This is a genomic window from Lysobacter sp. DMC97 (assembly GCF_056313745.1).
On sequence record NZ_JBQUZR010000001.1, the window covers coordinates 318,500 to 341,068 of the forward strand.

Sequence of the window (22,569 nt, forward strand, 5' to 3'; positions counted from 1 at the left end):
GCCCCGCTCCGCCCGCCGTGCCCGATACCCTCGTCCTCTCCCACGCCAACGGTTTCCCGCTGCCGGTCTACCGGCAGGTGCTGGATGCGCTGCGCCCGGAGTTCGAGGGCACCGGCGTGCTGCGCTTCGGCCACGATCCGGTGCGCCCGCCGACGGTGGGCTGGCCGCATCTGGTCGACGAGCTGGTCGAATTCGTCAACGCGCTGCCGCGCACCGGCGAGCGGCTGTGGCTGGTCGGGCATTCGCTGGGCGGCTACCTCAGCGTGCTCGCCGCCGAGCGCCTGCAGCCGCGGGTGTCCGGGATCGTGCTGCTGGATTCGCCGATCATCGCCGGCGTCAGCGCCGCGGCGGTGCGCGTGGGCCGCGCGACCGGGCTGGACCGCTGGTTCATGCCGCTGGAGGCCACGCGCCAGCGCCGCCACCACTGGTCCGACGTCGACGCCGCGCATGCGCATTACGCCGCGAAGGCCATGTTCGCGCGCTGGGACCCGCGGGTGCTGCGCGACTACGCCGCGCACGGCACCCTGCCCGACGGTCGCGGCGGCCGCACGCTGCTGTTCGATCGCGACGTCGAATTCCGCATCTACCGCTCACTGCCGACCGCCCGCGTCGCGGCCGCGGCGACGCGGCTGCGGGTGCCGATCGCCTTCATCGGCGGCCGCCGTTCGCGCGAACTGCGCAGCGTCGGCCTCGCCGCCACGCGCGCCGCGGTGGGATCGCGGCTGGCGTGGATCGACGGCAGTCACCTGTTCCCGATGGAACACCCCGACGAGACCGCCCGGCTGATCCGCGCGGCCATCGACGGCATGCGCACGGACGCCGACATCGACCTCCACGAACGGCAGCGCGCATGAGCGAACCCGACATCGACGACGACGACCGCGGTAACGAGGCCTTCCTGCTGAAGCACGCGGCGCCGGGACGCATCGGACTGTGCACCGGCGACGAATGGATCAGCAAGCTCATCCGCAAGGCGCAGGCGCCGTTGACCGCCGACGGCCACCGCAGCCTGTGGTCGCACGCGTTCCTCTTCGGCGAGAAGCGCAGCGACGGCCACTGGTGGGTGATCGAATCCGACCTCGACCTGCGCACCCGGCAGATGCGGCTGGGCGTGCAGGAGAACCGGCTGTCGCGCTATTACGACGCCGAGGCGTTCCCGAACATCGCGGTGCTGGATTTCGGCCTCGACACCGCGCAGACACAGCGCGTGATGACGGCCGCGCTCGACCTGCTGTCGGGCCTGCACCACTACTCGCTGAGCGAACTCGTCGGGACGCTGCTGGCGATGCACAGCACGCGCCTGCGCCAGCGCGACAACCTGCTGTCGAAGGAAGGCGCGCTGTACTGCTCGGCGATGGTGCAGCACTGCTACGCCGCGGCCGGCATCGACCTGCTGCCCGGCGTCACCGGCAAGAACATCTCCCCGCACGACATCGCCACCACCCCGCTGCCGCACCACGCGCACCGACTGGTCCGCGACCTCGGCGTCTCCCGCCTGCGCCGCATCGCCGGACGCACGAAGGCGCTGTTGAGCATGCCGGTGGATGAGCTGCTGCCCTGAATGACGGACCAAGCAGGGGCAAAGAGCGCCCCACTGGAATACGGCTTGCCTCCCCCCCATGTCCGGCCGACAATCCCCGAAACAGTTCGGAAGTCGTCTCATGGCCCTGTCCCAAGCGAACCGCCAAAAACTCGGATTGTTCTACGACGCGCTGCAGGATCGCGTCCTAGAGCCCGGTGACCCGGCCTATGTCGAGGGCTTCAATCGGGATCCGGAACACGATGCCGTGGAGGAAATCGCGAACGAGATCGACTGGCAAAGAGGCGGCGGCGTCTGCCTGTTCACCGGCCAGCGCGGTACAGGCAAGAGCACCGAACTCAAGCGCCTCAAGCAGCGCCTCGAAGAATTGGGCTGCATCGTCTTGTATGCCGATCTCTCCGAGTACCTTCTGCTGACCAAGGAAGTGGAAATCACCGACTTCCTCATGTCGCTTGGAGGCGCCATGTCGGAAAAGATCGAAGAGCGTTACCACGCTTGCCCGGGAAACCGCAGCTACTGGGATCGACTCGCGCATTTCCTTCAATCCAGAGTCGAGATCGAAGAGTTCGGCACCACGATCGCCGGCGTCGAACTCAAGGCGTCACTCAAGAATGATCCGGACTTCAAGCAGCAAGTCCAGCAACGCATGCGCGGCCATGTCGCGCAACTGGTACGCGAGGCCCATGAATTCATCGCAGAGGCCGTGCGTTTCGTTCGAGACAGGGAGCATGATCCTGCACGAAAGGTCGTTTTGCTCGTGGACTCGGTCGAACGTATCCGTGGCGTCGGCGAAGAAGCCATGCGTGTCTACGAAAGCGTCCGGAATCTGTTTTTCGGTCATGCAGAACACCTGCGCATCCCCTATCTGCACACCGTCTACACGATACCGCCGTATCTCTCCGTACTTGCTTCAGGTGCCGGGTTGTTGATGGGTGGCGCCGCCACCAGGCGACTGGTGAGCGCGCACATCTACTTGAACCGCAGTCGCGAGTCTGATCCGGCCGGGTTGGCATTGATGCGCACCGTGATCGATCGACGCTTTCCCGACTGGACCACAATTTTCACATCCGAATCACTGGACCGCCTCGCCCTGAGTTCGGGCGGCGATCTGAGGGAGTTCTTTCGTCTGATTCGATTGTGCCTGCCGGCGGTCCGCGATGACGCTCAACTCCCCTTGTCCGAGCCGGCGGCCAAGTCGGCGGAAAACAGTGTTCGTGGCGAGATGCTGCCGATTCCTGCCGATCATCTGGCATGGCTGCAACGGATCACAGACAGTCACGAGACCTGCCTCGCCTCGGATGCCGACCTGCCTACGCTGGCGCACTTCCTCGACAATCGGTTGGTGCTGAATTATCGCAACGGCGACAACTGGTACGACATCCACCCATTGTTGCGCGAAGTCGTCGATGCCCATGGACGAAATCGAACCGTTTGACGCCGCGACCGAAGACGTCGCGACCCATGTGCTGCGGCATCTGGAGTGGCAGCCGAATGTTTTTTCGCTGATGTTCCTGTTTGCCGATGTCGGTCCGGCACTGCGCTTGGCCACGTGGCTGGATGCACAACTGACGCTGGCGGACAGACCGTTGCAGCGGTTCGAGGTTGCGGAAGATTTCGTCGCCGCCCCGGAACGCGCGGTGGATGCACTGGTCGGCAGTCTGACCGAACGTACTCGACACCCCGGCGCCATCTGGTACGGCCTGCAGCGACATCCCGCGGACGATCAGTGGAATGCCGCGCGTCGGCGATTCATCGCCCGCATCAACGAACGTCGTTTCCTGCTGGAACGGGACCTCAAACGCCCGCTCATCCTGGTGCTGCCTACCTCGGGACGTGCCGAGGTGGCCGCGATGGCTCCGGATTTGTGGCACATCCGCGCGGCCAGTCACCTTCTGCGCGCGGATGGACGCCATCAGGCCGTGGACTTGCCACAGGCCCTCGAACGTCAGCAGGAAGGCAACGCGGTGGTCTCACACGGGACGCCGGCTTTCGACGAATGGCGCAGCGCCATCCTGGACTCGGCACCGGAACGCGTTTTCCTGCCGCTTTCGCAGCCGGCGATCGAAGAACTGCTCGCGGCCGGCAGGCCGGCAGATGCCATGGACGTGGCTCGTCAAGCATGCGACATCGCAGAGTCCCGGATCACTGATCACGGCCCACCCGAAGCCCTGCGCGATCTCTCCGCCGCACTGGACAACGTCGGACGGGTCGCCCGCGCGCAGGACGACTGGGCGCAGGCCGAGCGGGTCTGCCGTGAGAGCCTGAAGATCAGCCGCCAGCTCATCGACCGCCTCGGCGGCACCCCCGAAGCCCTGCGCGATCTCTCCGTCTCACTGGAGAACGTCGGACGGGTCGCCCGCGCGCAAAGCGACTGGGCGCAGGCCGAGCAGGTTTACCGCGAGAGCCTGGAGATCAGCCGCCAACTCATCGACCGCCTTGGCAGCACCCCCGAAGCCCTGCGCGACCTCTCGATTTCGCTCGACAACGTCGGACAGGTCGCCAGCGCGCAAGGCGACTGGGCGCAGGCCGAGCGGGTCTACCGCGAGAGCCTAGACATCAGCCGCCAGCTCATCGACCGCCTCGGCGGCACCCCCGAAGCCCTGCGCGATCTCTCCGTCTCACTGGAGAACGTCGGACGGGTCGCCAGCGCGCAAGGCGACTGGGCGCAAACGGAGCGGGTCTACCGCGAAAGCTTGGACATCAGCCGCCAGCTCATCGACCGCCTCGGCGGCACCCCCGAAGCCCTGCGCGATCTCTCCGTCGCACTGGACAACGTCGGACAGCTTGCCCGCGTGCAAGGCGACTGGGCGCAGGCCGAGCGGGTTTACCGCGAGAGCCTGGAGATCAGCCGCCAACTCATCGACCGGCTGGGCGGCACCCCCGAAGCCCTGCGCGATCTCTCCATCGCACTAGACAACGTTGGACGGGTCGCCCGCGCGCAAGGCGACTGGGCACAGGCCGAGCGGGTCTACCGCGAGAGCCTGGAGATTCGCCGCCAACGCATCGATCGCCTCGGCAGCACCCCCGAAGCCCTGCGCGATCTCTCCATTTCGCTCGACAACGTCGGGTCAGTCGCCCGCGCGCAAGGCGACTGGGCGCAGGCCGAGCGGGTCTACCGCGAAAGCCTGGAGATCCGCCGCCAGCGCATCGACCGCTTCGGCGTCACTCCCGAAGCCCTGCGCGACCTCTCGATTTCGCTCGACAACGTCGGACAGGTCGCCAGCGCGCAAGGCGACTGGGCGCAGGCCGAGCGGGTCTACCGCGAGAGCCTGGAGATTCGCCGTCAACGCATCGATCGCCTCGGCAGCACCCCCGAAGCCCTGCGCGATCTCTCGATTGCGCTCAACAACGTCGGACGGATCGCCAGCGCGCAAGGCGACTGGACGCAGGCCGAGCGGGTTTACCGCGAGAGCCTGGAGATCAGCCGCCAACTCATCGACCGCCTTGGCAGCACCCCCGAAGCCCTGCGCGATCTCTCGATATTACTCAACAACATCGGACGGGTCGCTAGCGCGGAAGGCGACTGGGCGCAGGCCGAGCGGGTCTACCGCGAAAGCCTGGAGATCCGCCGCCAACTCATCGACCGCCTCGGCGGTACCCCCGAAGCCTTAAATGATCTGGGTGTTGGATTGATCAACCTCGGCAGTCTGCCGCAAAACGATCAAACGACACTTGCGGAGGCGACCGCCCTCTACCGCGACCTGACGCAGCGTTTTCCGATGGTAGCGAATTACAGGCAAAGGCTGTCAGAAATCGAAGGCCTCATTGCTGGAAAAGCAGACCCTGCGCCACCGTCGTGAATTGACTCACCACACCAGATCGTCCGGTACCTGATACTGCGGATCGGCGTAGGGGTCTTCTTCGGCTGTCGCGTTCGGATCGACCTTCAGCGCGACGGCCGGGGCGAAGATCGCCTCGGCTTCGGTCAGCACCGCGGCGGTCACGAGCAGGTAACGGCCGTCGAGCTGGACCACGCCGAGGTCGCCGGCGTTGAGCGCCTTCAGCTGTTCTGCGTTGACGTAGATGCGCTTGATCTTGCCGCCGTACGGGAAATGCCGGGCGATGTCGGCCGCGGCGTCGTTCAGGCCCTTGTCCTTCACGAACTCGGCGAGCTTCGCCTTGGCCTCGCGGCGCAGGCGGGCTTCTTCCTGCTTCACGCGCTCCGCCTCGATGCGCTCTTCCTTCTCGCGCTGGGCGCGGATGGCGTAGGCCTTGGCGAGGTCGATCTCCTCGCGGGTGCGCGGCTTCTGCGCCTGCGCGCCGCTCTTGTGCGGCGCGCCCTTGTGCGGGGCACCGCCCTTCGACGGCGCGCCGCGCTGCGGCTGCGGCTTGCCGCCCGGACCGGGGCGGCCCTGCGCCTGCCCCTGCGGACGTGCGCCAGCCGGGCGCTGCGGCGCCTGCGGCGGCCGGGCGGGTTTCTCGGGCTTGGGGGCGGGCTTGAAGCCGAGTCCCAGCAATTGGTCGCGGAGAGAGTCGCTCATGGCGGCAGGCAGCGTCAGTAGTGCGGCGGGGGCGGCTCGCTGGCCGGATCGGCCATCAGGTCGCCACGGTGGGTTTTGAGGTCTTCGAGCACGCGGCGCAGCAGGTCGGCGCTGCGCGCGGCTTCGTTGCGCAGCGCGGCCAAGGCGTCGCTGAGCTCGGCCTGCGCCTGCTCCTGGAACGCGAGCCGCGTTTCCAGTTCGACGATGCGCGCCTGCAGATCGGTGTCGTCGGCGGACATGGCCGGTCAGCGCGCCGCGACGAGGATCGAGCGCCCGCGGCCGATGCCGTAGTACGCCAGGCCCGCGGCCTCGACGTCGGCCGGGTCGTAGAGATTGCGGCCGTCGAACACGGCGCCGTCGCGCAGCGCCGCCTTCAGCTTCGCGAAATCCGGGCTGCGGAACTGCTTCCACTCGGTGACCACGACCAGCGCATCGGCGCCCTGCAGCGCCTGCGAGGCCTGCTCGCACAGCACCAATTCGTCGCGCTCGCCGAAGATGCGCCGCGCCTCGTGGCCGGCCTCGGGGTCGAACGCGCGCACGGTGGCGCCGGCGTCCCACAGCAGCTGCAGCAGCGTGCGGCTGGACGCCTCGCGCATGTCATCGGTGTTCGGCTTGAACGCGAGGCCCCACACCGCCAGCGTCTTGCCGCGCAGCGCGCCGGCGTCGCCGTAGTGGCGGACCATCAGCTCGAACAGGTGTTCCTTCTGGCGATGGTTCACCGACTCCACCGCGTCCAGCAGCTCGGCGCGATAGCCGACCTGCTGCGCGGTGCGCGCCAGCGCCTGCACGTCCTTCGGGAAGCACGAGCCGCCGTAGCCGGCGCCCGGGTAGATGAAGTGCCAGCCGATGCGCGGGTCGGAACCGATGCCCTGGCGCACCATCTCGATGTCCGCGCCCACGCGCTCGGCGATGTTCGCGATCTCGTTCATGAAGCTGATCTTGGTCGCCAGCATCGCGTTGGCGGCGTACTTGGTCAGCTCGGCCGAGCGCACGTCCATCACCACGATCCGCTCGTGGTTGCGGTTGAACGGCGCGTACAGGCGCTTGAGCTTCTCGATCGCCGCCGGGCTGTCGGCGCCGATCACGATGCGGTCCGGGCGCATGCAGTCCTCGACCGCCGCGCCTTCCTTCAGGAATTCGGGGTTCGACACCACGTCGCAGACGACGTCGGCGCCGCGCGCGGCCAGCGCCGCGCCGATCGCCGCGCGCACCTTGTCGGCGGTGCCGACCGGCACGGTCGACTTGTCGACGACGACGGCCGGGCGCGCGAGGTGCGTGCCGATCGTCTTCGCCACCGCCAGCACGTACTGCAGGTCGGCGCTGCCGTCCTCGTCGGGCGGGGTGCCGACGGCGATGAAGATCACGTCGCCGTGCGCGATCGCCGAGGCGGCGTCGGTGGTGAATTCGAGCCGGCCTTCGGCGAAGTTCGCCTTGACCATCGGTTCGAGGCCGGGCTCGTAGATCGGGATCACGCCGTTGCGCAGGCCCTCGATCTTGGCCGTGTCGATGTCGACGCAGACCACGTGGTGGCCGACCTCGGCCAGGCAGGTTCCGGTCACCAGGCCGACGTAGCCGGTGCCGAAGATCGTGACGCGCATGCGGGCCTCGCTGGATGCTTGTGCTGTTGCTTGTGTGTTGCGACTGCGAACGCGATGCGCCCGGGACATCGCCGGCGGCGACGCCCCGGGCGCGGACGTGCGATTACGGCTTGACGATCTCGATCAGCTCGACCTCGAACACCAGCGTGGCGTTCGGCGGGATCGGGCCGCCCGGGGTGCCCTGCTCGCCGTAGCCCAGCTTCGCCGGGATCCACAGCTTGTACTTGCTGCCCACCGGCATCAGCTGCAGCGCTTCGGTCCAGCCCGGCACCACCGAGTTCAGCACGAACTGCGCCGGCTCCTTGCGATCGTACGAGCTGTCGAACTTGGTGCCGTCCAGCAGCGTGCCGACGTAATGCACCTTGACCGAATCCGAGGCCTTCGGCTTCGGACCCTTGCCCTCGGTGACGACTTGGTACTGCAGGCCCGAGGCGGTGGTCACCACGCCCGGCTTCTTGCCGTTCTCGGCGAGGAACTTCTCGCCGGCGGCGAGGTTCTTCTTGCCCTGCTCCGCGGCTTCGGCCTGCTTCTTGGCCATCTCCGCTTCCTGCTTCTTCTGCATCTTCACGGCGAAGGCCTGCATGACCTTCATCGCCTGCTCGTCGTTCAGCAGCGGCTTCTTGTCGGCCATCATGTCGCCGATGGCGCGCTGGATGGTGGCCAGATCGATGTCGTCCTTCATCGGCTTCAGCGACTTGCCGATGTCCATGCCGATCATGTAGCTGACCTGCTGCTTCTCGGTCGGCAGCTCGGGCACGTTCAGCGCGCTGCCGTCCTTGCCGGCTTCCGCGGACTTGGCGTCCTTGCCGGCGTCGGCGGCGTTCTTGTCGATCGGCTTGCAGGCGGCGAGCGCGAGCGCGCAGGTCGCGATGCCGACGGCGAGGGTGAGATTGCGCGAAACGTTCATCAACAAGGGCTCCTGGGTGGCTGTTCGCCGCAGCGGCGGCGCGATGGTTGTCGGGGGAATGCGGGTGTCGGGTGTCGGGTGGCGCATGGGGATCCGGGACGACCGGATCGTGGCGGACGGATCCGAATGAATCAGGGCAGACCGAGCAGTTCGACCTCGAAGACGAGCGTGCTGCCGGGCGGGATCGGGCCGCCGGGCGTCCCCTGCTCGCCGTAGGCCAGGTCCTGCGGGATCCACAGCTTGTACTTGCTGCCGACCGGCATCAACTGCAGCGCTTCGGTCCAGCCCGGGATCACCGCGCCCAGGCCGAATTCGGCCGGCTCGTTGCGATCGTAGGAACTGTCGAAGACGGTGCCGTCCAGCAGCGTGCCGCGGTAGTGCACGCGCACGTTGGCGCCGGCGGCCGGCTTCGGACCGGTGCCCGCGGTCAGCACCTGGTACTGCAGGCCCGACGCGGTGGTCACCACGCCCGGCTTCTTGCCGTTCTCGGCGAGGAACGCCTTGCCGGCGGCGAGGTTGCGGTCGAGTTCGACCTTGCGGTCGGCGGCCTGCTTCGCCTGCATCCGCTGGCTGAAGGCCTGCATCGTGGCGGCGGCGTCGGTCTCGTTGAGCTGCGGCGTGCGCCCGGCGAGGACGTCGTCGATGGCGCGCTTGAGCACGGCCAGGTCGACTTCGTCGTGGATCGGCTTCAGCGACTTGCCGATGTCCAGGCCGATCATGTAGCTGACCTTGTCCTTGTCGGTGGTCAGGGGCGCGGGCGCGGCCGGACCGGCGGCCAGGACGGGAGCGGCGGTGGCGGCGGTCGCGAGGGCGAGCAGCGCGCCGGACAGGGCTTGGTTGCGAGGAGTCATCGGAATCCGTTCGGGTCGGGGGATCGGAAGGAAAGGCACGGCAGGCGCCGGCGTCAGGGGATGTCGAGCAGTTCGACGTCGAACGTCAGCGTCGCGTTCGGGCCGATGGTGGGCGGGCTGCCGCGCTCGCCGTAGGCGATCGACGCGGGGATCCAGAAGCGGTACTTCGCGCCCACCGGCATCAGCGACAGGCCCTCGGTCCAGCCGGCGATGACCTGGCTCAGCGCGAACTCGACCGGCTGGCCGCGATCGTACGAACTGTCGAAGACGGTGCCGTCCAGCAGCGTGCCGCGGTAGTGCACGCGGACGCGGTCGCTGGGCCGCGGGCGCGGGCCGTTGCCCTGGCGCAGCACGCGGTACTGCAGGCCGGACGCGGTGGTGATCACGCCCTTCTCGGTGCGGTTCTTCGCCAGGAACGCGGCGCCGGCCTCGGCGTTGCGGCGGCCCGCGTTCGCGGCGCGTTCCTTCTCGCGGGCATCCATCCGCTTGGAGAAATCGGCGCGGATGCGGTCCATGTCGGCCTCGCTCAGCAGCGGCTTCCCGGACGCCATCAGCGTGCGCACCGCCTGCAGGAACACCGGCATCTCGATCTCGTCCTTGATCGGCGCCAGCGAGCGGCCGACGTCGGTGCCGACCATCAGGCCGACCTTGTCCTTCGCCACCGCCGGCGGGCGGGCACCCGGCGGCAAGCCCGGCACCGGACGGCCGTTGCGCTCGGCGATGCGCTGCATCAGCGCGGTGCCGACCGTGCGCGATTCCTCGTCGGACAGCAGCGGCTGACCACCGGAAAAGGCATTGCGGATGGCGCGCTCGAACGCGGCGAAATCCATGTCCGGGCCGGAACTGGCGATCGAGCGGCCGACATCGGCACCGATCATGTAGCTCACGCGATCCCGGTCCGACGTCGGCACGGCCTTGTCGTCCGCAAACGCCAGACCTGCACTCCACAACGACAGCAGCAGGGCCGCCATCCAGGCGGCCAGGCCGCGCACACGCACACTCATCGAACTCTCCGGGAAACGGTCGCGAACGCCGCCGGGCTTCTGCCGGGCGCACGGTCGTCGGGCCGCACATTGTCGCGGCCGGCGCCGGTACGGGCAATCGCCGGGCGGAAGATCGTCGCGCAGGTCGTCATCGCGCGGGCGCGGCGGCCGGCGCCGGCGCGGCGATCGCCTTTTCGATCGCCTGGATCACTTCCGGCGCATCGGGCTTGGTCCGGCTGCCGAAGGTCGCGACGACCTTGCCGTCGCGGCCGATCAGGTACTTGTGGAAGTTCCACTTCGGCGATTCGCCGGTGGCCGATTCCAGTGCCTTGTAGAACGGCGTGACCTCGTCGCCGACCACGTGGACCTTCTGGAACATGGGGAATTTCACGCCGTAGGTGAGCGTGCAGAACTCCTGGATCTTCTTCTCGTCGCCGTATTCCTGGTTCATGAAATCGCCCGACGGGAAGCCCAGCACCGCGAATCCGCGCGGCTTGTAGCGCGCATGCAGGGCCTCCAGCGCCTCGAACTGCGGGGTGAAGCCGCACTTGCTGGCGGTGTTCACCACCAGCAGGACCTGCCCCCGGTAGGCCGTCGCCAGATTCACCGGCGTCTTGCCCGCCAGCGGGCGGTAGCTGTAGTCGAGCAGGCCCTTGCCGGCGGCCAAGGCCAGCAGCGGCAGCACGGACAGGCCGGCGATGGCCAGGATTCTGGGCAGGAAACGGGACATGGCGGGGCTCCGGGCGTGGGCAGGCCGCGAGTATGACTTCAGTTGGGGGAGATTGGTTTCCCGGGCACTTGACCGGGTGTGTTTTGGTGTTATAGTTGCATACAACACCAGTCGACAAGTACAGGAGTCCTCCATGCCTCGCAAGCTCCTCCATGCGCTCCGCAGCCTCGGCATCGCGATGGGCGTCATGAGCGTCGGCCTCTTCGTCGGGCTCGCCGCCCCGGGGGTCGGCACGACCGTCGAGTCGGTCTCCGCCCCCGACGAGGGCGCGCCGGTCACCAGCCGCAGCCACCGCCGGGCCCTGGCCCGCGAGTCCCTCGCGCTGCCCTTCTTCTCCTTCGCGCAGACCCTGCGCCACGGCAACGGGAGCTGACCCCCCATGACCGCCATCCAGTGGAGCGACGGCGCTCCGATCTACCGCCAGCTGAAAGACCGCGTCGTCGCGATGATGCTCGACGGCCTGCTCAAGCCCGGCGATCCCCTCCCCTCGGTGCGCCAGGTGGCCGCCGAGTACCAACTGAACCCCATCACCGTCTCGCGCGCCTACCAGGAACTGGCCGACGAGGCGCTCGTCGAGAAACGCAGAGGACTGGGCATGTACGTGACCGAAGAAGCCGCGAAGAAACTGCTCTCCACCGAGCGCGAGCGTTTCCTGCGCGAAGAGTGGCCGCTGGTGCTGGAACGCATCCAGCGCCTGGGCCTGCGGATGGACGAACTGCTGAAGCCGGTCGCCAACGGGGGTGCCGCATGAACGCCGTCGTCTCCGCACGCGGCCTGCGCAAGGCCTATCGCAACAAAGTCGCGCTGGACAACACCGATTTCGACATCGCCGCCGGCCGCATCGTCGGGCTGATCGGCCCCAACGGCGCCGGCAAGACCACCGCCCTGAAGGCCGTGCTCGGCCTGATCCCGTTCGACGGCGACCTCAAGGTGCTGGGCCGCGACCCGCGCACCGAGCGCGACGCGCTGATGAACGAGGTCTGCTTCATCGCCGACGTGGCCGTGCTGCCGCGCTGGATCAAGGTGAAGGAGGCCATCGAGTTCGTCGCCGGCATCCACCCGCGCTTCGATCGCGCCAAGTGCGAGCGTTTCCTCGCCAACACCCAGCTCAAGCCCGACCTGCGGGTGCGCGAGATGTCCAAGGGCATGATCGTGCAGCTGCACCTGGCGCTGGTGATGGCGATCGACGCGAAGCTGCTGGTGCTGGACGAGCCCACGCTGGGCCTGGACATTCTCTACCGCAAGCAGTTCTACCAGCGCCTGCTGGAAGACTACTTCGACGAGCAGAAGACCATCATCATCACCACCCACCAGGTGGAGGAGATCGAGCACATCCTCACCGACGTGATGTTCATCCGCGACGGCAAGGTCGTGCTCGACGCGACGATGGAAAGCCTGGGCGAGCGTTACGTGGAGGTGCTGACCGGTGCCGACCACCTCGAGGCCGCCCGCGCACTGAAACCGATCGACGAACGCGCGCTGCCGTTCGGCAAGACCGTCATGCTGTTCGACGGCGTGCCCGAAGCGCAGCTGGCCGCCTACGGCGAAACCCGCATTCCCGGCCTCGCCGACCTGTTCGTCGCCACCATGAAGGGGACCTACGCATGAACGCCACCACCCTCGCGCCCGTCGCGACGGCCTCGAACGCCTTCGGCCCGGCGCAGAAACTGAAACTCCTGCTCAAGCGCGAATTCTGGGAAAACCGCAGCTTCCTCTGGGCGCCCGCGATCACCGGCGTGATCGCCACCACGTTCGCCCTGATCGGCATGATCATCGCCACCATCTTCATCCAGCGGGCGAAGAGCGAAGGCAGCTTCCACGACGGCTTCTCGGTCGATGGCGAGCCGGTCGGCCAGACCCTCGGCGCCATCGGCACCGGCATCTTCGCCAACGGCATGTCGCTGGCGATCCTGGTGACGATCTTCGTGGTGTTCTTCTACGCGCTCGGCTCGCTGTACGACGAACGCCGCGACCGCAGCGTGCTGTTCTGGAAGTCGCTGCCGGTGTCCGACGGCCTGGTGGTCCTGTCGAAGGCGCTGTGGGCGCTGGTGCTGGGCCCGGTCATGGGCATGGCGGTCGGCGTGCTGATCGGCCTGGCGGTGTGGCTGCTGGCCGGCGTGGCGATGGCGATCAACGGCGTGCCCGGCGTGGGCGGCTACTTCACCGGATTCAGTCCGTTCCACGTCATCGGCCAGCTGTTCGGCACGCTGCCGGTCTATATCGCCTGGTCGCTGCCCACCGTCGGCTGGCTGATGCTCTGCTCCGCGTGGTCGCGCCGCTTCCCGTTCCTGTGGGCCGTGCTGATCCCGCTGCTGGGCTGCGCCATGGCCAGCATGACCGGCCTGATCTTCAGCGCGGTGACCGGCGCCGAGTTCCCGCACGGCCACCTCTGGTACGTCGTCGCCCTGCGCGGCCTGTGCAGCCTGGTCCCCGGCACCTGGTACGTGCACGCGGCCGATGCGACCCAACTGATGTCGATGGGCCAGGACGACCAGGTCGCCGCCAAGCTCGACCTGATGTCCAGCTGGCAGGCCTTCGGCACGGCGGACATGTGGATCGGTGCCGCCGCGGGCGTGGCGATGATCGTCCTGGCCACCCGCCTGCGCCGCTGGCGCGACGAAGGCTGATCGCCCGGCGTTTCCCCCGCATCGACGACGTTTCGACATTCACTTCCCGGAGTTTCCCATGCGCACGCCATCGCTCCTGACGACGCTTTGCCTGGTCGCCGTGCTTCCCCTGCCCGCCTTCGCCGCCGAACGCTGCGCGTTCTCCGCCGCCCGCGACGCGGATCTCGCCCTCGACGGCGTGAAGACGGTCGTGTTCGACATCGGCCCGTACACGCTCGACCTCCGCGGGAGTGCCCGGCACGGCGGCTTCGTGCACGGGAAGGCCTGCGCCTCCGACGCCAGGCGGCTCGCCGCGCTCACGGTCAGCCAGCATCGCGAAGGCGACAAGCTGATCGTCCGCGCCGACCGCCCGGGCGGGCTGTTCATGGGCTGGTCGGACAAGCAGTACAGCGACCTCACCCTCGATGCCGAGGTGCCGGACACGATCGCCGTGCAGGTCCAGGTCGGCTCCGGCGAAGCGAAAGTCACCGGCGTCGCGTCGCTGGCGGCGGACGTGGGTTCCGGCGAACTCGATGCCACGCACGTGCGCGGCGCCCTGTTCGCCGACGTCGGCTCCGGCGACATCGTCGCCGACGACATCGGCACGCTGCAGGTGGTCTCGGTGGGTTCGGGCGACCTGAAGGCGAACGGCATCCGCGGCGGCGCGACCGTCGGCGGCGTCCACTCGGGCGACCTGTCCATCCGCGGTGCATCGGGCGACGTGCGCATCGACTCGATCGGCTCCGGCGACGCCAAGGTCTCCGGCGTCACCGGCGACGTGACGGTGCACGACATCGGCTCCGGCGACCTGCAGGCGGTCGATGTCCGCGGTAACCTCGTCGTGAGCAGCGTCGGCAGCGGGTCGGTCGACCATCGCAACATCACGGGCCAGGTGCGCATCCCGGCCGACGATTGACGCGCCCCGCGCCTCCCGTCCGGGCCGACATCCCCATCCAGCGACACAGTGGAGCTTCCATGAACAGTTTTCGCATCCCCGTGCTCATGCTGCTGACCAGCCTTTCCCTGCTGGCCTGCTCGAACGACGCGCCGACGCCCGCGGCCAAGGGCCAGGAAGAACCCGGCCTGATCGGCAAGGCGGTCCGCGAGGCGACCGACAAGGCCCGCGAGGAGCTGGCGACCAAGAACATCGAACTGGAGGCCACCGGGCAGCCCAAGGCGGAGATCACGCCGCAGGGCGACCTGCTGATCGGCGGCAAGCCGGTCGTCGCCGACGCCGCGCAGCACAAGCTGCTGCAGGAATACCGCGCCAACGTCGCCGCCATCGCCGAGGCCGGCATCGACATCGGCGTGCAGGGCGCGGACCTGGCCGGCAAGGCGGTCACCGAGGCGCTGGCCGGCGTGTTCACCGGCAAGAGCGAGGACGTCGAGAAGAAGATCGAAGGCCAGGCCGACGGCATCAAGGCCGCGGCCGCGAAGCTCTGCACGAAGCTGCCCGCGCTGCTGGACACCCAGAACCGGCTCGCGGCCAGCCTGCCCGCCTTCCAGCCCTACGCGTCGATGACGCAGCAGGACATCGACGACTGCAACAAGGACGGCAACGTCAACGTGAACGTGCCGAACATGCACATCGCCGGCGGGTTCGACCAGGACGACACGGCGAGCCGCAAGGACGACGCGGCCGGCGAGGCCGAGACGGCGGCCGCGCAGGACGACACCGCCGCGAAGGACGCCGCCGCGAAGCAGTAAGCCGGACGCGGCCCGGGCGCGTCAGCCGCCGCCCGGGCTGCCTTCGCGGATGCCGCCCTCGGTGAGCGCCGCGGGATCCAGCAGCCGACGCAGTTCCGCCGCCGACAGGCCACTGTCCTCCAGCGCCACCTCGAACACCGGACGCCGCTCGCGATACGCCTTCTTGGCGATCGCGGCGGCTTTTTCGTAGCCGATCACCGGATTCAGCGCAGTCACCAGGATCGGGTTGCGCGCCAGCGCGTCGGCCACGCGATCGGGCCGGAACACCAGCCCCGCCACCGCGTCGTCGGCCAGCGCGCGCATCGCGTTGGCGAGCAGGCCGATGCCGTCCAGCAGGTCGGCGGCGATCAGCGGCAGCATCACGTTGAGCTGGAAGTTGCCGCTCTGGCCGGCGATGGTGATCGTCACGTGGTGGCCCATCACCTGCGCGGCGACCATGCACACCGCTTCGGGGATCACCGGGTTGACCTTGCCCGGCATGATCGACGAGCCCGGCTGCAGCGCCGGCAGCTCGATCTCGCCCAGTCCCGCCAGCGGCCCGGAATTCATCCAGCGCAGGTCGTTGGCGATCTTCATCAGCGCCGTCGCCAGCGCGTTGAGCTGGCCGGAGAGTTCGACCGCGTCGTCCTGCGCTGCCAGGCCCTCGAAGGTGTCGTCGGCGGGCACGAACCGCGCGCCGGAGAGCACCGACAGCGTCTGCGCCACGCGCTTGCCGAATCCCGCCGGCGCGTTGATGCCGGTACCGACCGCGGTGCCGCCGATCGGCAGCCGGCGCACGCGCTTCAGACTGTCCTCGATCCGCTGCCGGGCCGAGTCCAGCTGCGACGACCACGCCCCCAGCTCCTGGCCGAAGGTCAGCGGCATCGCGTCCATCAGGTGGGTGCGGCCGGTCTTCACCAGCTTGCGGCCCTCGCGGGCGCGGCGGTCGATCGTGCTGCGCAGGTGCTTGAGCGCCGGCAGCAGGTCCTCGACCACCGCGAGCGTGGCAGCGACGCGGATCGCGCTCGGCACCACGTCGTTGGAGCTCTGGCCGAGGTTCACATCGTCGTTGGGATGCACCCGGCCGCGGCCGGTGCGCATCGCGAGCGCGGCGATGACCTCGTTGGCGTTCATGTTGCTGGAGGTGCCGGAGCCGGTCTGGAAGATGTCGACCGGGAAATGCGCGTCGTGCTCGCCCTCGGCCACCTCCAGCGCGGCCTTGCGGATCGCGGCGGCGCGGGTCTTGGGCAGCAGGCCGAGGCTGGCGTTGGTCTGCGCGGCCGCGGCCTTGATCAGTCCGAGGGCGCGGATGAAGCCGCGCGGCATCGGCCGGCCGGAAATGCGGAAGTTGCGCCGCGCCCGCTCGGTCTGCGCGCCCCAGAGGGCCGCCGCCGGCACCCGCAGCTCGCCCATGCTGTCGTGCTCGATGCGGAAGGGATCGGGGATGGCGTCCGCCGCCGCGTTGCGCCTGGCCATGGCCGGCCTCCGGGGAGCTGTGGGGGTGGCGGGAGCATACGCCGGGCGGGGTTTACAATGCCCGTTTCCCCACGCCGCGGCCGTCCGCCTCCGCTCGCCATGTCCGAATCCGCGCTCCTCGCCCTCTCGCCGCTCGATGGCCGCTATGCCGGCAAGGTCGACGCCCTGCGCCCGATCTTCTCCGAATTCGGCCTGATCAAGGCCCGCGTCAAGGTCGAGGTGGAATGGCTGCTGGCCCTCGCCGCGGAGCCGGCGATCGTCGAACTGGCGCCCTTCTCCGAGGCCGCTGCGGCCCGCCTGCGCGCCCTCGCCGATGGCCTGTCGGTGAAGGACGCGGCCCGGGTCAAGGCGATCGAACGCACGACCAACCACGACGTCAAGGCGGTCGAGTACCTGATCAAGGAGCGGCTGAAGGACGACACCGCGCTGGCACCCGCGCTGGAATTCGTGCATTTCGCCTGCACCAGCGAGGACATCAACAACCTCAGCTACGCGCTGATGCTGAGCGAGGCGCGGCAGGCGGTGCTGCTGCCGACGCTGGACACGCTGATCCAGAAACTCCGCGCGATGGCGCACGAACACGCCGGCCTGCCGATGCTCTCGCGCACGCACGGCCAGACCGCGTCGCCGACCACCGTCGGCAAGGAGCTGGCGAACGTCGTCGCCCGCCTGCAGCGCCAGGGCGAACTGCTGGCCGGCGCGCAGATGCCCGGCAAGATCAACGGCGCGGTCGGCAACTACAACGCCCACGTCGCCGCCTACCCGGATGTCGACTGGGCCGCGTTCTCGCAGCGCTTCGTCGAATCGCTGGGCCTGGACTGGCAGCCCTACACCACCCAGATCGAGCCGCACGACGGCATCGCCGAGGTCTGCGACGCGCAGAAGCGGATCGACACCATCTGCATCGACCTGTGCCGCGACGTCTGGGGCTACATCTCGCTCGGGTACTTCAGGCAGGCGGTGAAGGCCGGCGAAGTCGGCAGCTCGACCATGCCGCACAAGGTCAACCCGATCGATTTTGAGAACGCCGAAGGCAACTTCGGCATCGCCAACGCGCTGTTCGAGCACTTCGCCGCGAAGCTGCCGATCAGCCGCTGGCAGCGCGACCTCACCGATTCCACCGTGCTGCGCGCGCTGGGCACCGCCTTCGGCCACGCGCTGATCGGCTTCGATGCGCTGCTGCGCGGCCTCAACAAGCTCAGCACCAATCCCGACCGTTTGGCCGCCGATCTCGACGCCGCGTGGGAAGTGCTGGCCGAAGCCGTGCAGACGGTGATGCGCCGCCACGGCCTGCCCAATCCGTACGAACAGCTGAAGGCGCTGACCCGCGGCCACGGCATCACCGCCGAGTCGATGCGCGCCTTCATCGAAAGCCTCGACCTGCCCGCCGACGCGAAGCAGCGCCTGCTGGACATGACGCCGGGCGGTTACACCGGCCTGGCCGAATCGCTGGCCCGCGCTGTCTGAGCGCCAAGCGCATGGACACGCGCCTCGCCGGCCTGCTCGCCGCGTCCGTGCTCGTCGCGGTCGTCGCGATGTGCCCCGCGCCGGGCATGGCGTCCGATCCCGCGCGCGACGCCGCCGCGGACGCGTGCATCGCCGCGCATTCGGGCGCGGACTCGATCGATTGCCTGCAGGCGATCGCCGACGCGGCCGATGCCGAGCTGTCGGCGCTGGAAGCCGCGTTCCTCGCTCGCGCGCAGGCGCGGCGGGACGCGGACGACATCGGCGAAACGCACCATGACCTCGCGACGACCGGACTGCGCTCCGCCACCCGGGCCTTCGAGGCCTACGTCGAGCATCAATGCCAGGCCGAAGTGGGCCTCAGCGGCGCGGTCGCGTCGGGCAGCGGCCAGATCGACGGGACGTGCCGGATCCGCCTGAAGGGCGACCGCATCGCGCACCTGCGGGCGCTGCTCGCGCGCGACGCACGGCGCGCCGCCGCATCGTCCACGACACTTTCTCCCGCTCCCCCCTCTCCCGGTATCCCATGAAACGCACATCACGCGCGGCCGCCGCGCCCCCGATCGAAATCGACGCCACCGGCAAGGGCCCGCTGGGCATGTCGCCCGCGAAGTTCCTGCGCGACTACTGGCAGAAACGCCCGCTGCTGATCCGCAACGCCTTCCCCGGCTACGTTTCGCCGGTGTCGCCGGAAGACCTGGCCGGCCTCGCCTGCGAGGAGAGCGCGCTGTCGCGCATCGCCGCCTACGATCGTGGCACCGATGCGTGGACCGTGCGCAGCGGCCCGTTCGACGAAGCCGAGTTCCCCGGCATGCCGCACCACGACTGGACGCTGCTGGTGCAGGACGTCGACAAGTGGGACGCGGACATCCGCGCGCTGCTGGACGATTTCGATTTCCTGCCGCGCTGGCGCATGGACGACATCATGATCTCGTTCGCCGCGCCGGGCGGCTCGGTCGGTGCGCACATCGACCAGTACGACGTGTTCCTGCTGCAGGGCCTGGGCCATCGCCGCTGGATGATCGACACCGCGCCGAACCCCGACGAGACCTACCTCGACAACGTGCCGCTGCGGCTGCTCAAGCACTTCGTGCCGACCCACGACTGGGTGCTGAAGCCGGGCGACATGCTGTACCTGCCGCCGGGCGTGCCGCACCACGGCGTGGCCGAGGACGCGTGCATGACGATCTCGGTCGGCCTGCGCGCGCCGTCCAGCGCCGAGCTGCTGGGCGACTTCATCGACACCCTGACCTGCGACGCCGACGAGGCCGTGCGCTACGCCGACCCGGACCTCGCGCCGGCGAAGGACGGCTACGAGATCGACGCCACCGCGATGGGCCGCGCGATCGAGGCGCTGAACAAGCTGCGCATGCACGACCCGGAACGCCTGGGCGACTGGTTCGGCCGCTTCATCAGCCTCTACCGCAGCGCCGGCGTGCCGCTGGATCCGGATCCGCCGCAGTCGCCCGAAGAGGTCGAATCCGCACTGCAGCAGGGCGCCGTGCTGGCGCGCCATCCGTGGACGCGCGCCGCGTGGCGCCGCAGCACCGAATCCAGGCGCATCGGCAAGCTCTACATCGGCGGCCGCGTGCATGCGCTGCCGCTCGCCGACGCGCGCGCGCTGGCCGCGGCGCAGCAGCTGGATGCCGACGGCTACGCCGCGCTCTCGCCCGACAGCCGCGCGCTGGTGCTCGACCTGCTGGGCGAAGGCCATTACCACCTCGCCGTCGAGGACGACGGCGGCTTCGACGGTGACGAGGACTGACATGACCGAGCGCACGTTCCGGATCGAGCCCATCGACTATGCCACCGGCGTCGACGCCCTGCGCGCGGTGCGCGAACCGGTGTTCGTGCAGGAACAGCAGGTGCCGCTGGCGCTGGAATGGGACGAACTCGATCCGCTGTGCGTGCACGTCATCGCCCGCGACGCCGACGGCCGCCCGATCGGCACCGGGCGGCTGACGCCGGAGCGGAAGATCGGGCGCATGGCTGTGCTGCCCGACTGGCGCGGCCACGGCGTCGGCGACGCGCTGCTGGTCGCGCTGCTCGACGAGGCCCGCACGCGGCGCTGGCCGGAAGTGACCCTCCATGCGCAGGTGTCGGCGATCGGCTTCTACGCGAAGCACGGCTTCGTGCCGGTCGGCGCGCGGTTCATGGAAGCCGGCATCGAACACCAGACCATGCGCCGCCGGCTGGGCGGCGCGACCGAGATCGACAGCCGCGAAGCCGCCGCGGCCATGGTCTGCGCGATCGCCGCCGGCGCCCGCCGCGAACTGTCGATCTACACCCGCGCGCTCGACCCGGGCCTGTTCGACGTGCCCGAGGTGCTGGAGGCCCTGCGCAAGCTCGGCACCCGCCGCCAGCGCGTGGACGTGCGCGTGCTGCTGCAGGACGCGGCGTCGGCGCAGCGCGCGCATGCGCCGCTGATCGGCCTCGCCCAGCGCCTGCCCAGCGTGTTCGCGTTCCGCGAGGTGAGCGATCCGGCCGATCGCGGCTACGCCTCGGCCTACGTCGTCAACGATGATGGCGGCTGGTATTTCCGCACGCTCGGCAACCGCTTCGATGGCGAAGCCGCGATCGACGACGGCGGCCGCGCGCGGCAGCTCGCCGAGAGCTTCCAGTCGGTGTGGGAACGCGCCCGGCTGGTCACCGAATTCCGAGCGCTGGGGTTGTGACGTCCACTGGCCGCTGCGAGCGCGGCGCGCCGGCTCAGCCGCGGGTGAGCGGCGTCGGCGCCAGCGCGACCTCGAAATGCACCTTGCCGCCGTCCTGGCGGATCGACAGCAGCTCCGGCCGGGTGCCGGCCCCGTCCAGCGCGCGCAGCGCGTCGGACACGGTGCGGTTGCTGTCGGCGGTGCCGAGCAGCGTGACCTTCTCGCCGCCGTAGCGGACGTCGGTGATGACGCACTTCGGCGGCATCAGGGCGGCCAGCCGGTCGCGGATGGCCGCCGGTGCGGCCATGCCCGCCGGCACCGCCTGCGGCGGGGCCACCGACAACACCGCCATCGTCGGCGCGGGCGGCGCGGCCGCCGCCGCGGCCTGCGCATCGCGCAGCACCAGCGGGGAATCGGTCAGCGCGAACTCGACATAGCGGCGCGACAGGTCGCTCGACGTCCCGCCGCGGACGACGTCCTTCGGCGCGTCCGGGTCGCGGGAGGCGCCGGCGATCCGCCCCAGCAGGGTGTCCATGTCGGCCGTCGGCGCGGAGTAGCGGATGTGGACCTTGCCCTCGCTCACCTCTACCCGCTCGACCGTGGTGCCCGCCGGGGCCATGGCCTCGATGCTGGCGCGGATCTCCGCCTCCGGCAGGTAGCGGCGGGCGTCCGCGTCGCGCTGCGCCTGCACGCGGGCAGCGTCTTCGGCCTCGATCTCGTCCAGCGGACGCTGGAAGGCCTGCGCGTTCCCGGGCTGCCAGCGCGGGTCGCCGGCCAGCCGCGGCCAGTGGATCTCGCCGGTGAAGGTACCGGTGGGAATCGGCAGGTCGCGGCAGCCGTCGCCGCACCACACGGTGATGCCCACCGTCTTCAGGCCCTTGAACTCGCCGATCACCGAGCCGTCGTCGCCGCGGGTCAGGCGCATGGGCCGCAGTTCGCCACGCGGCAGCTCCAGCCAGCCGCCCTTGCAGACCGGGCCGGTGCCGGAGCGCAGTTCGCGGACGAATTCGGTCTCCGGGCCCAGCCGGGCCAGTTCGGCGTCGTAGCCGGCCTGGCCGTGGGCGGCGATGTAGCGGGCCTTTTCCGGGTCGGACAGCAGGTGGTACCAGCGGCCGTAACGCGGCTTCTCGAATTCCCGGATCACGTCGAGCTGCTGCCGCACGCGGTCGTCGGCGATCCGCCAGCGGAACGTGTAGCTGCCGGGCCCGGCGCGGCGGATGTCGACCGCCTGGATCTGCTCGATCGGCACGCGGTTGCCGTCCGGGCGGCGGAAGGCTTCCTCCATCGCGCCGGCCTGCGAGCCTTCCCGTTCCGGCGGCAGCGAGACCTGGTACGTGCCGTCAAGGTCCGGGCAGCCCAGGGCATCAACCGCCAGCGCAGCAGGGCCGGCACGTCCGACACCGTCCCCGCGGCCGCCGCAGCCGGCCAGCACCACGAGCCCGCACATCGTCACCGCTGTCACCGCCGCGCGTCGAAGTCCCCGCATCCGCCATCCCCCGTTCGATGCGCGGACCATACCAGCGAATGCGCCGTTTTCCCGGTGCGGACCGCGCCGGTATCGCCGGACGCACCGCGCGGCGCAGCAGCTCTCGA

At 69.4% G+C, this 22,569-nt stretch carries 23 protein-coding genes; 14 read left to right on the plus strand and 9 right to left on the minus strand.

Annotation, left to right across the window (positions count from 1 at the left end):
* The first annotated feature begins 17 nt into the window (after positions 1–17).
* The 4 genes from ACT53Q_RS00985 (at position 18) to ACT53Q_RS01000 (ending at position 5,340) form a co-directional block, all read left to right on the plus strand.
* The gene (locus ACT53Q_RS00985) at positions 18–854 is read left to right on the plus strand and encodes an alpha/beta fold hydrolase (RefSeq protein WP_476184795.1); all 837 of its coding nucleotides are present in this window, start codon (positions 18–20) and stop codon (positions 852–854) included.
* Positions 851–1,561 carry a hypothetical protein gene (locus ACT53Q_RS00990; RefSeq protein ID WP_476184796.1) on the plus strand — a complete coding sequence of 237 codons (711 nt, stop codon included), beginning with the start codon at positions 851–853 and terminating at the stop codon, positions 1,559–1,561. The genes ACT53Q_RS00985 and ACT53Q_RS00990 overlap by 4 nt, the downstream gene beginning before the upstream one ends.
* A gap of 100 nt (positions 1,562–1,661) precedes the next feature.
* On the plus strand, positions 1,662–2,975 hold the full coding sequence (locus ACT53Q_RS00995) for a hypothetical protein (RefSeq protein WP_476184797.1): 1,314 nt from the start codon (positions 1,662–1,664) through the stop codon (positions 2,973–2,975).
* Positions 2,953–5,340, plus strand: coding sequence for a tetratricopeptide repeat protein (locus ACT53Q_RS01000; RefSeq protein WP_476184798.1), 2,388 nt, complete (start codon positions 2,953–2,955; stop codon positions 5,338–5,340). The genes ACT53Q_RS00995 and ACT53Q_RS01000 overlap by 23 nt, the downstream gene beginning before the upstream one ends.
* Before the next feature lie 6 nt (positions 5,341–5,346).
* Here ACT53Q_RS01000 and ACT53Q_RS01005 read toward each other — a convergent pair whose 3' ends face one another.
* From ACT53Q_RS01005 to ACT53Q_RS01035, 7 genes are all read right to left on the minus strand, one after another.
* Complete coding sequence (locus ACT53Q_RS01005) at positions 5,347–6,021, minus strand: DUF2058 domain-containing protein (protein WP_476184799.1); 675 nt, start codon at positions 6,019–6,021, stop codon at positions 5,347–5,349.
* A 14-nt stretch (positions 6,022–6,035) separates the two neighbouring features.
* Positions 6,036–6,260, minus strand: a complete 225-nt coding sequence (locus ACT53Q_RS01010) for a SlyX family protein (protein ID WP_476184800.1) — start codon at positions 6,258–6,260, stop codon at positions 6,036–6,038.
* Between the two features lie 6 nt (positions 6,261–6,266).
* On the minus strand, positions 6,267–7,619 hold the full coding sequence (locus ACT53Q_RS01015) for a UDP-glucose dehydrogenase family protein (RefSeq protein ID WP_476184801.1): 1,353 nt from the start codon (positions 7,617–7,619) through the stop codon (positions 6,267–6,269).
* A gap of 103 nt (positions 7,620–7,722) precedes the next feature.
* Entirely contained in the window at positions 7,723–8,526 is an 804-nt protein-coding gene (locus ACT53Q_RS01020) for an FKBP-type peptidyl-prolyl cis-trans isomerase (RefSeq protein WP_476184802.1), read from the minus strand.
* 131 nt (positions 8,527–8,657) lie between these two features.
* Entirely contained in the window at positions 8,658–9,377 is a 720-nt protein-coding gene (locus tag ACT53Q_RS01025) for an FKBP-type peptidyl-prolyl cis-trans isomerase (RefSeq protein ID WP_476184803.1), read from the minus strand.
* 53 nt (positions 9,378–9,430) lie between these two features.
* A complete protein-coding gene (locus tag ACT53Q_RS01030; protein ID WP_476184804.1) occupies positions 9,431–10,381 on the minus strand; it encodes an FKBP-type peptidyl-prolyl cis-trans isomerase N-terminal domain-containing protein in 951 nt (316 codons plus the stop codon).
* A gap of 127 nt (positions 10,382–10,508) precedes the next feature.
* Complete coding sequence (locus ACT53Q_RS01035; protein ID WP_476184805.1) at positions 10,509–11,090, minus strand: glutathione peroxidase; 582 nt, start codon at positions 11,088–11,090, stop codon at positions 10,509–10,511.
* Positions 11,091–11,223: 133 nt separating this feature from the next.
* Between ACT53Q_RS01035 and ACT53Q_RS01040 the strand changes: the two genes are divergently transcribed.
* From ACT53Q_RS01040 to ACT53Q_RS01065, 6 genes are read left to right on the plus strand one after another with little or no spacing between them, the layout of a single operon-like run.
* Positions 11,224–11,463 (plus strand): hypothetical protein, encoded by a 240-nt coding sequence (locus tag ACT53Q_RS01040; protein WP_476184806.1) that lies wholly within the window; start codon positions 11,224–11,226, stop codon positions 11,461–11,463.
* A gap of 6 nt (positions 11,464–11,469) precedes the next feature.
* A complete protein-coding gene (locus tag ACT53Q_RS01045) occupies positions 11,470–11,841 on the plus strand; it encodes a GntR family transcriptional regulator (RefSeq protein ID WP_476184807.1) in 372 nt (123 codons plus the stop codon).
* The gene (locus ACT53Q_RS01050) at positions 11,838–12,698 is read left to right on the plus strand and encodes an ABC transporter ATP-binding protein (RefSeq protein WP_476184808.1); all 861 of its coding nucleotides are present in this window, start codon (positions 11,838–11,840) and stop codon (positions 12,696–12,698) included. The genes ACT53Q_RS01045 and ACT53Q_RS01050 overlap by 4 nt, the downstream gene beginning before the upstream one ends.
* Positions 12,695–13,717, plus strand: coding sequence for an ABC transporter permease (locus ACT53Q_RS01055; protein WP_476184809.1), 1,023 nt, complete (start codon positions 12,695–12,697; stop codon positions 13,715–13,717). Before ACT53Q_RS01050 ends, ACT53Q_RS01055 begins: the two co-directional genes overlap by 4 nt.
* 58 nt (positions 13,718–13,775) lie before the next feature.
* Positions 13,776–14,612, plus strand: a complete 837-nt coding sequence (locus tag ACT53Q_RS01060; RefSeq protein ID WP_476184810.1) for a DUF4097 family beta strand repeat-containing protein — start codon at positions 13,776–13,778, stop codon at positions 14,610–14,612.
* Positions 14,613–14,671: 59 nt separating this feature from the next.
* A complete protein-coding gene (locus tag ACT53Q_RS01065) occupies positions 14,672–15,403 on the plus strand; it encodes a DUF2884 family protein (RefSeq protein ID WP_476184811.1) in 732 nt (243 codons plus the stop codon).
* A gap of 21 nt (positions 15,404–15,424) precedes the next feature.
* Here the strand turns inward: ACT53Q_RS01065 and ACT53Q_RS01070 are convergent, their stop codons facing one another.
* Positions 15,425–16,858, minus strand: a complete 1,434-nt coding sequence (locus ACT53Q_RS01070) for a class II fumarate hydratase (RefSeq protein WP_476184812.1) — start codon at positions 16,856–16,858, stop codon at positions 15,425–15,427.
* A gap of 99 nt (positions 16,859–16,957) precedes the next feature.
* Between ACT53Q_RS01070 and purB the strand changes: the two genes are divergently transcribed.
* The 4 genes from purB (at position 16,958) to ACT53Q_RS01090 (ending at position 20,997) form a co-directional block, all read left to right on the plus strand.
* Positions 16,958–18,325 carry an adenylosuccinate lyase gene (gene purB, locus ACT53Q_RS01075; RefSeq protein WP_476184813.1) on the plus strand — a complete coding sequence of 456 codons (1,368 nt, stop codon included), beginning with the start codon at positions 16,958–16,960 and terminating at the stop codon, positions 18,323–18,325.
* 86 nt (positions 18,326–18,411) lie between these two features.
* Positions 18,412–18,852 (plus strand): lysozyme inhibitor LprI family protein, encoded by a 441-nt coding sequence (locus ACT53Q_RS01080; protein ID WP_476184814.1) that lies wholly within the window; start codon positions 18,412–18,414, stop codon positions 18,850–18,852.
* Positions 18,849–20,087 (plus strand): JmjC domain-containing protein, encoded by a 1,239-nt coding sequence (locus ACT53Q_RS01085; protein ID WP_476184815.1) that lies wholly within the window; start codon positions 18,849–18,851, stop codon positions 20,085–20,087. Before ACT53Q_RS01080 ends, ACT53Q_RS01085 begins: the two co-directional genes overlap by 4 nt.
* Before the next feature lies 1 nt (position 20,088).
* Positions 20,089–20,997, plus strand: coding sequence for a GNAT family N-acetyltransferase (locus ACT53Q_RS01090; protein ID WP_476184816.1), 909 nt, complete (start codon positions 20,089–20,091; stop codon positions 20,995–20,997).
* A 34-nt stretch (positions 20,998–21,031) separates the two neighbouring features.
* Here the strand turns inward: ACT53Q_RS01090 and ACT53Q_RS01095 are convergent, their stop codons facing one another.
* Complete coding sequence (locus ACT53Q_RS01095) at positions 21,032–22,423, minus strand: PilN domain-containing protein (protein WP_476185154.1); 1,392 nt, start codon at positions 22,421–22,423, stop codon at positions 21,032–21,034.
* Positions 22,424–22,569 lie beyond the last annotated feature (146 nt).

Coding starts and splice junctions, on each gene's coding strand:
- ACT53Q_RS01060 (WP_476184810.1), top strand. CDS start 13,776: ATGCGCACGCCATCGCTCCTGACGACGCTTTGCCTGGTCGCCGTGCTT.
- ACT53Q_RS01065 (WP_476184811.1), top strand. CDS start 14,672: ATGAACAGTTTTCGCATCCCCGTGCTCATGCTGCTGACCAGCCTTTCC.
- ACT53Q_RS01045 (WP_476184807.1), top strand. CDS start 11,470: ATGACCGCCATCCAGTGGAGCGACGGCGCTCCGATCTACCGCCAGCTG.
- ACT53Q_RS00995 (WP_476184797.1), top strand. CDS start 1,662: ATGGCCCTGTCCCAAGCGAACCGCCAAAAACTCGGATTGTTCTACGAC.
- ACT53Q_RS01030 (WP_476184804.1), bottom strand. CDS start 10,381: ATGAGTGTGCGTGTGCGCGGCCTGGCCGCCTGGATGGCGGCCCTGCTG.
- ACT53Q_RS00990 (WP_476184796.1), top strand. CDS start 851: ATGAGCGAACCCGACATCGACGACGACGACCGCGGTAACGAGGCCTTC.
- ACT53Q_RS01055 (WP_476184809.1), top strand. CDS start 12,695: ATGAACGCCACCACCCTCGCGCCCGTCGCGACGGCCTCGAACGCCTTC.
- ACT53Q_RS01050 (WP_476184808.1), top strand. CDS start 11,838: ATGAACGCCGTCGTCTCCGCACGCGGCCTGCGCAAGGCCTATCGCAAC.
- ACT53Q_RS01000 (WP_476184798.1), top strand. CDS start 2,953: ATGGACGAAATCGAACCGTTTGACGCCGCGACCGAAGACGTCGCGACC.
- ACT53Q_RS01010 (WP_476184800.1), bottom strand. CDS start 6,260: ATGTCCGCCGACGACACCGATCTGCAGGCGCGCATCGTCGAACTGGAA.
- ACT53Q_RS01005 (WP_476184799.1), bottom strand. CDS start 6,021: ATGAGCGACTCTCTCCGCGACCAATTGCTGGGACTCGGCTTCAAGCCC.
- ACT53Q_RS01090 (WP_476184816.1), top strand. CDS start 20,089: ATGACCGAGCGCACGTTCCGGATCGAGCCCATCGACTATGCCACCGGC.
- ACT53Q_RS01015 (WP_476184801.1), bottom strand. CDS start 7,619: ATGCGCGTCACGATCTTCGGCACCGGCTACGTCGGCCTGGTGACCGGA.
- ACT53Q_RS01040 (WP_476184806.1), top strand. CDS start 11,224: ATGCCTCGCAAGCTCCTCCATGCGCTCCGCAGCCTCGGCATCGCGATG.
- ACT53Q_RS01025 (WP_476184803.1), bottom strand. CDS start 9,377: ATGACTCCTCGCAACCAAGCCCTGTCCGGCGCGCTGCTCGCCCTCGCG.
- ACT53Q_RS01070 (WP_476184812.1), bottom strand. CDS start 16,858: ATGGCCAGGCGCAACGCGGCGGCGGACGCCATCCCCGATCCCTTCCGC.
- ACT53Q_RS01080 (WP_476184814.1), top strand. CDS start 18,412: ATGGCGTCCGATCCCGCGCGCGACGCCGCCGCGGACGCGTGCATCGCC.
- ACT53Q_RS01020 (WP_476184802.1), bottom strand. CDS start 8,526: ATGAACGTTTCGCGCAATCTCACCCTCGCCGTCGGCATCGCGACCTGC.
- ACT53Q_RS01035 (WP_476184805.1), bottom strand. CDS start 11,090: ATGTCCCGTTTCCTGCCCAGAATCCTGGCCATCGCCGGCCTGTCCGTG.
- ACT53Q_RS01095 (WP_476185154.1), bottom strand. CDS start 22,423: ATGTGCGGGCTCGTGGTGCTGGCCGGCTGCGGCGGCCGCGGGGACGGT.
- purB (WP_476184813.1), top strand. CDS start 16,958: ATGTCCGAATCCGCGCTCCTCGCCCTCTCGCCGCTCGATGGCCGCTAT.
- ACT53Q_RS01085 (WP_476184815.1), top strand. CDS start 18,849: ATGAAACGCACATCACGCGCGGCCGCCGCGCCCCCGATCGAAATCGAC.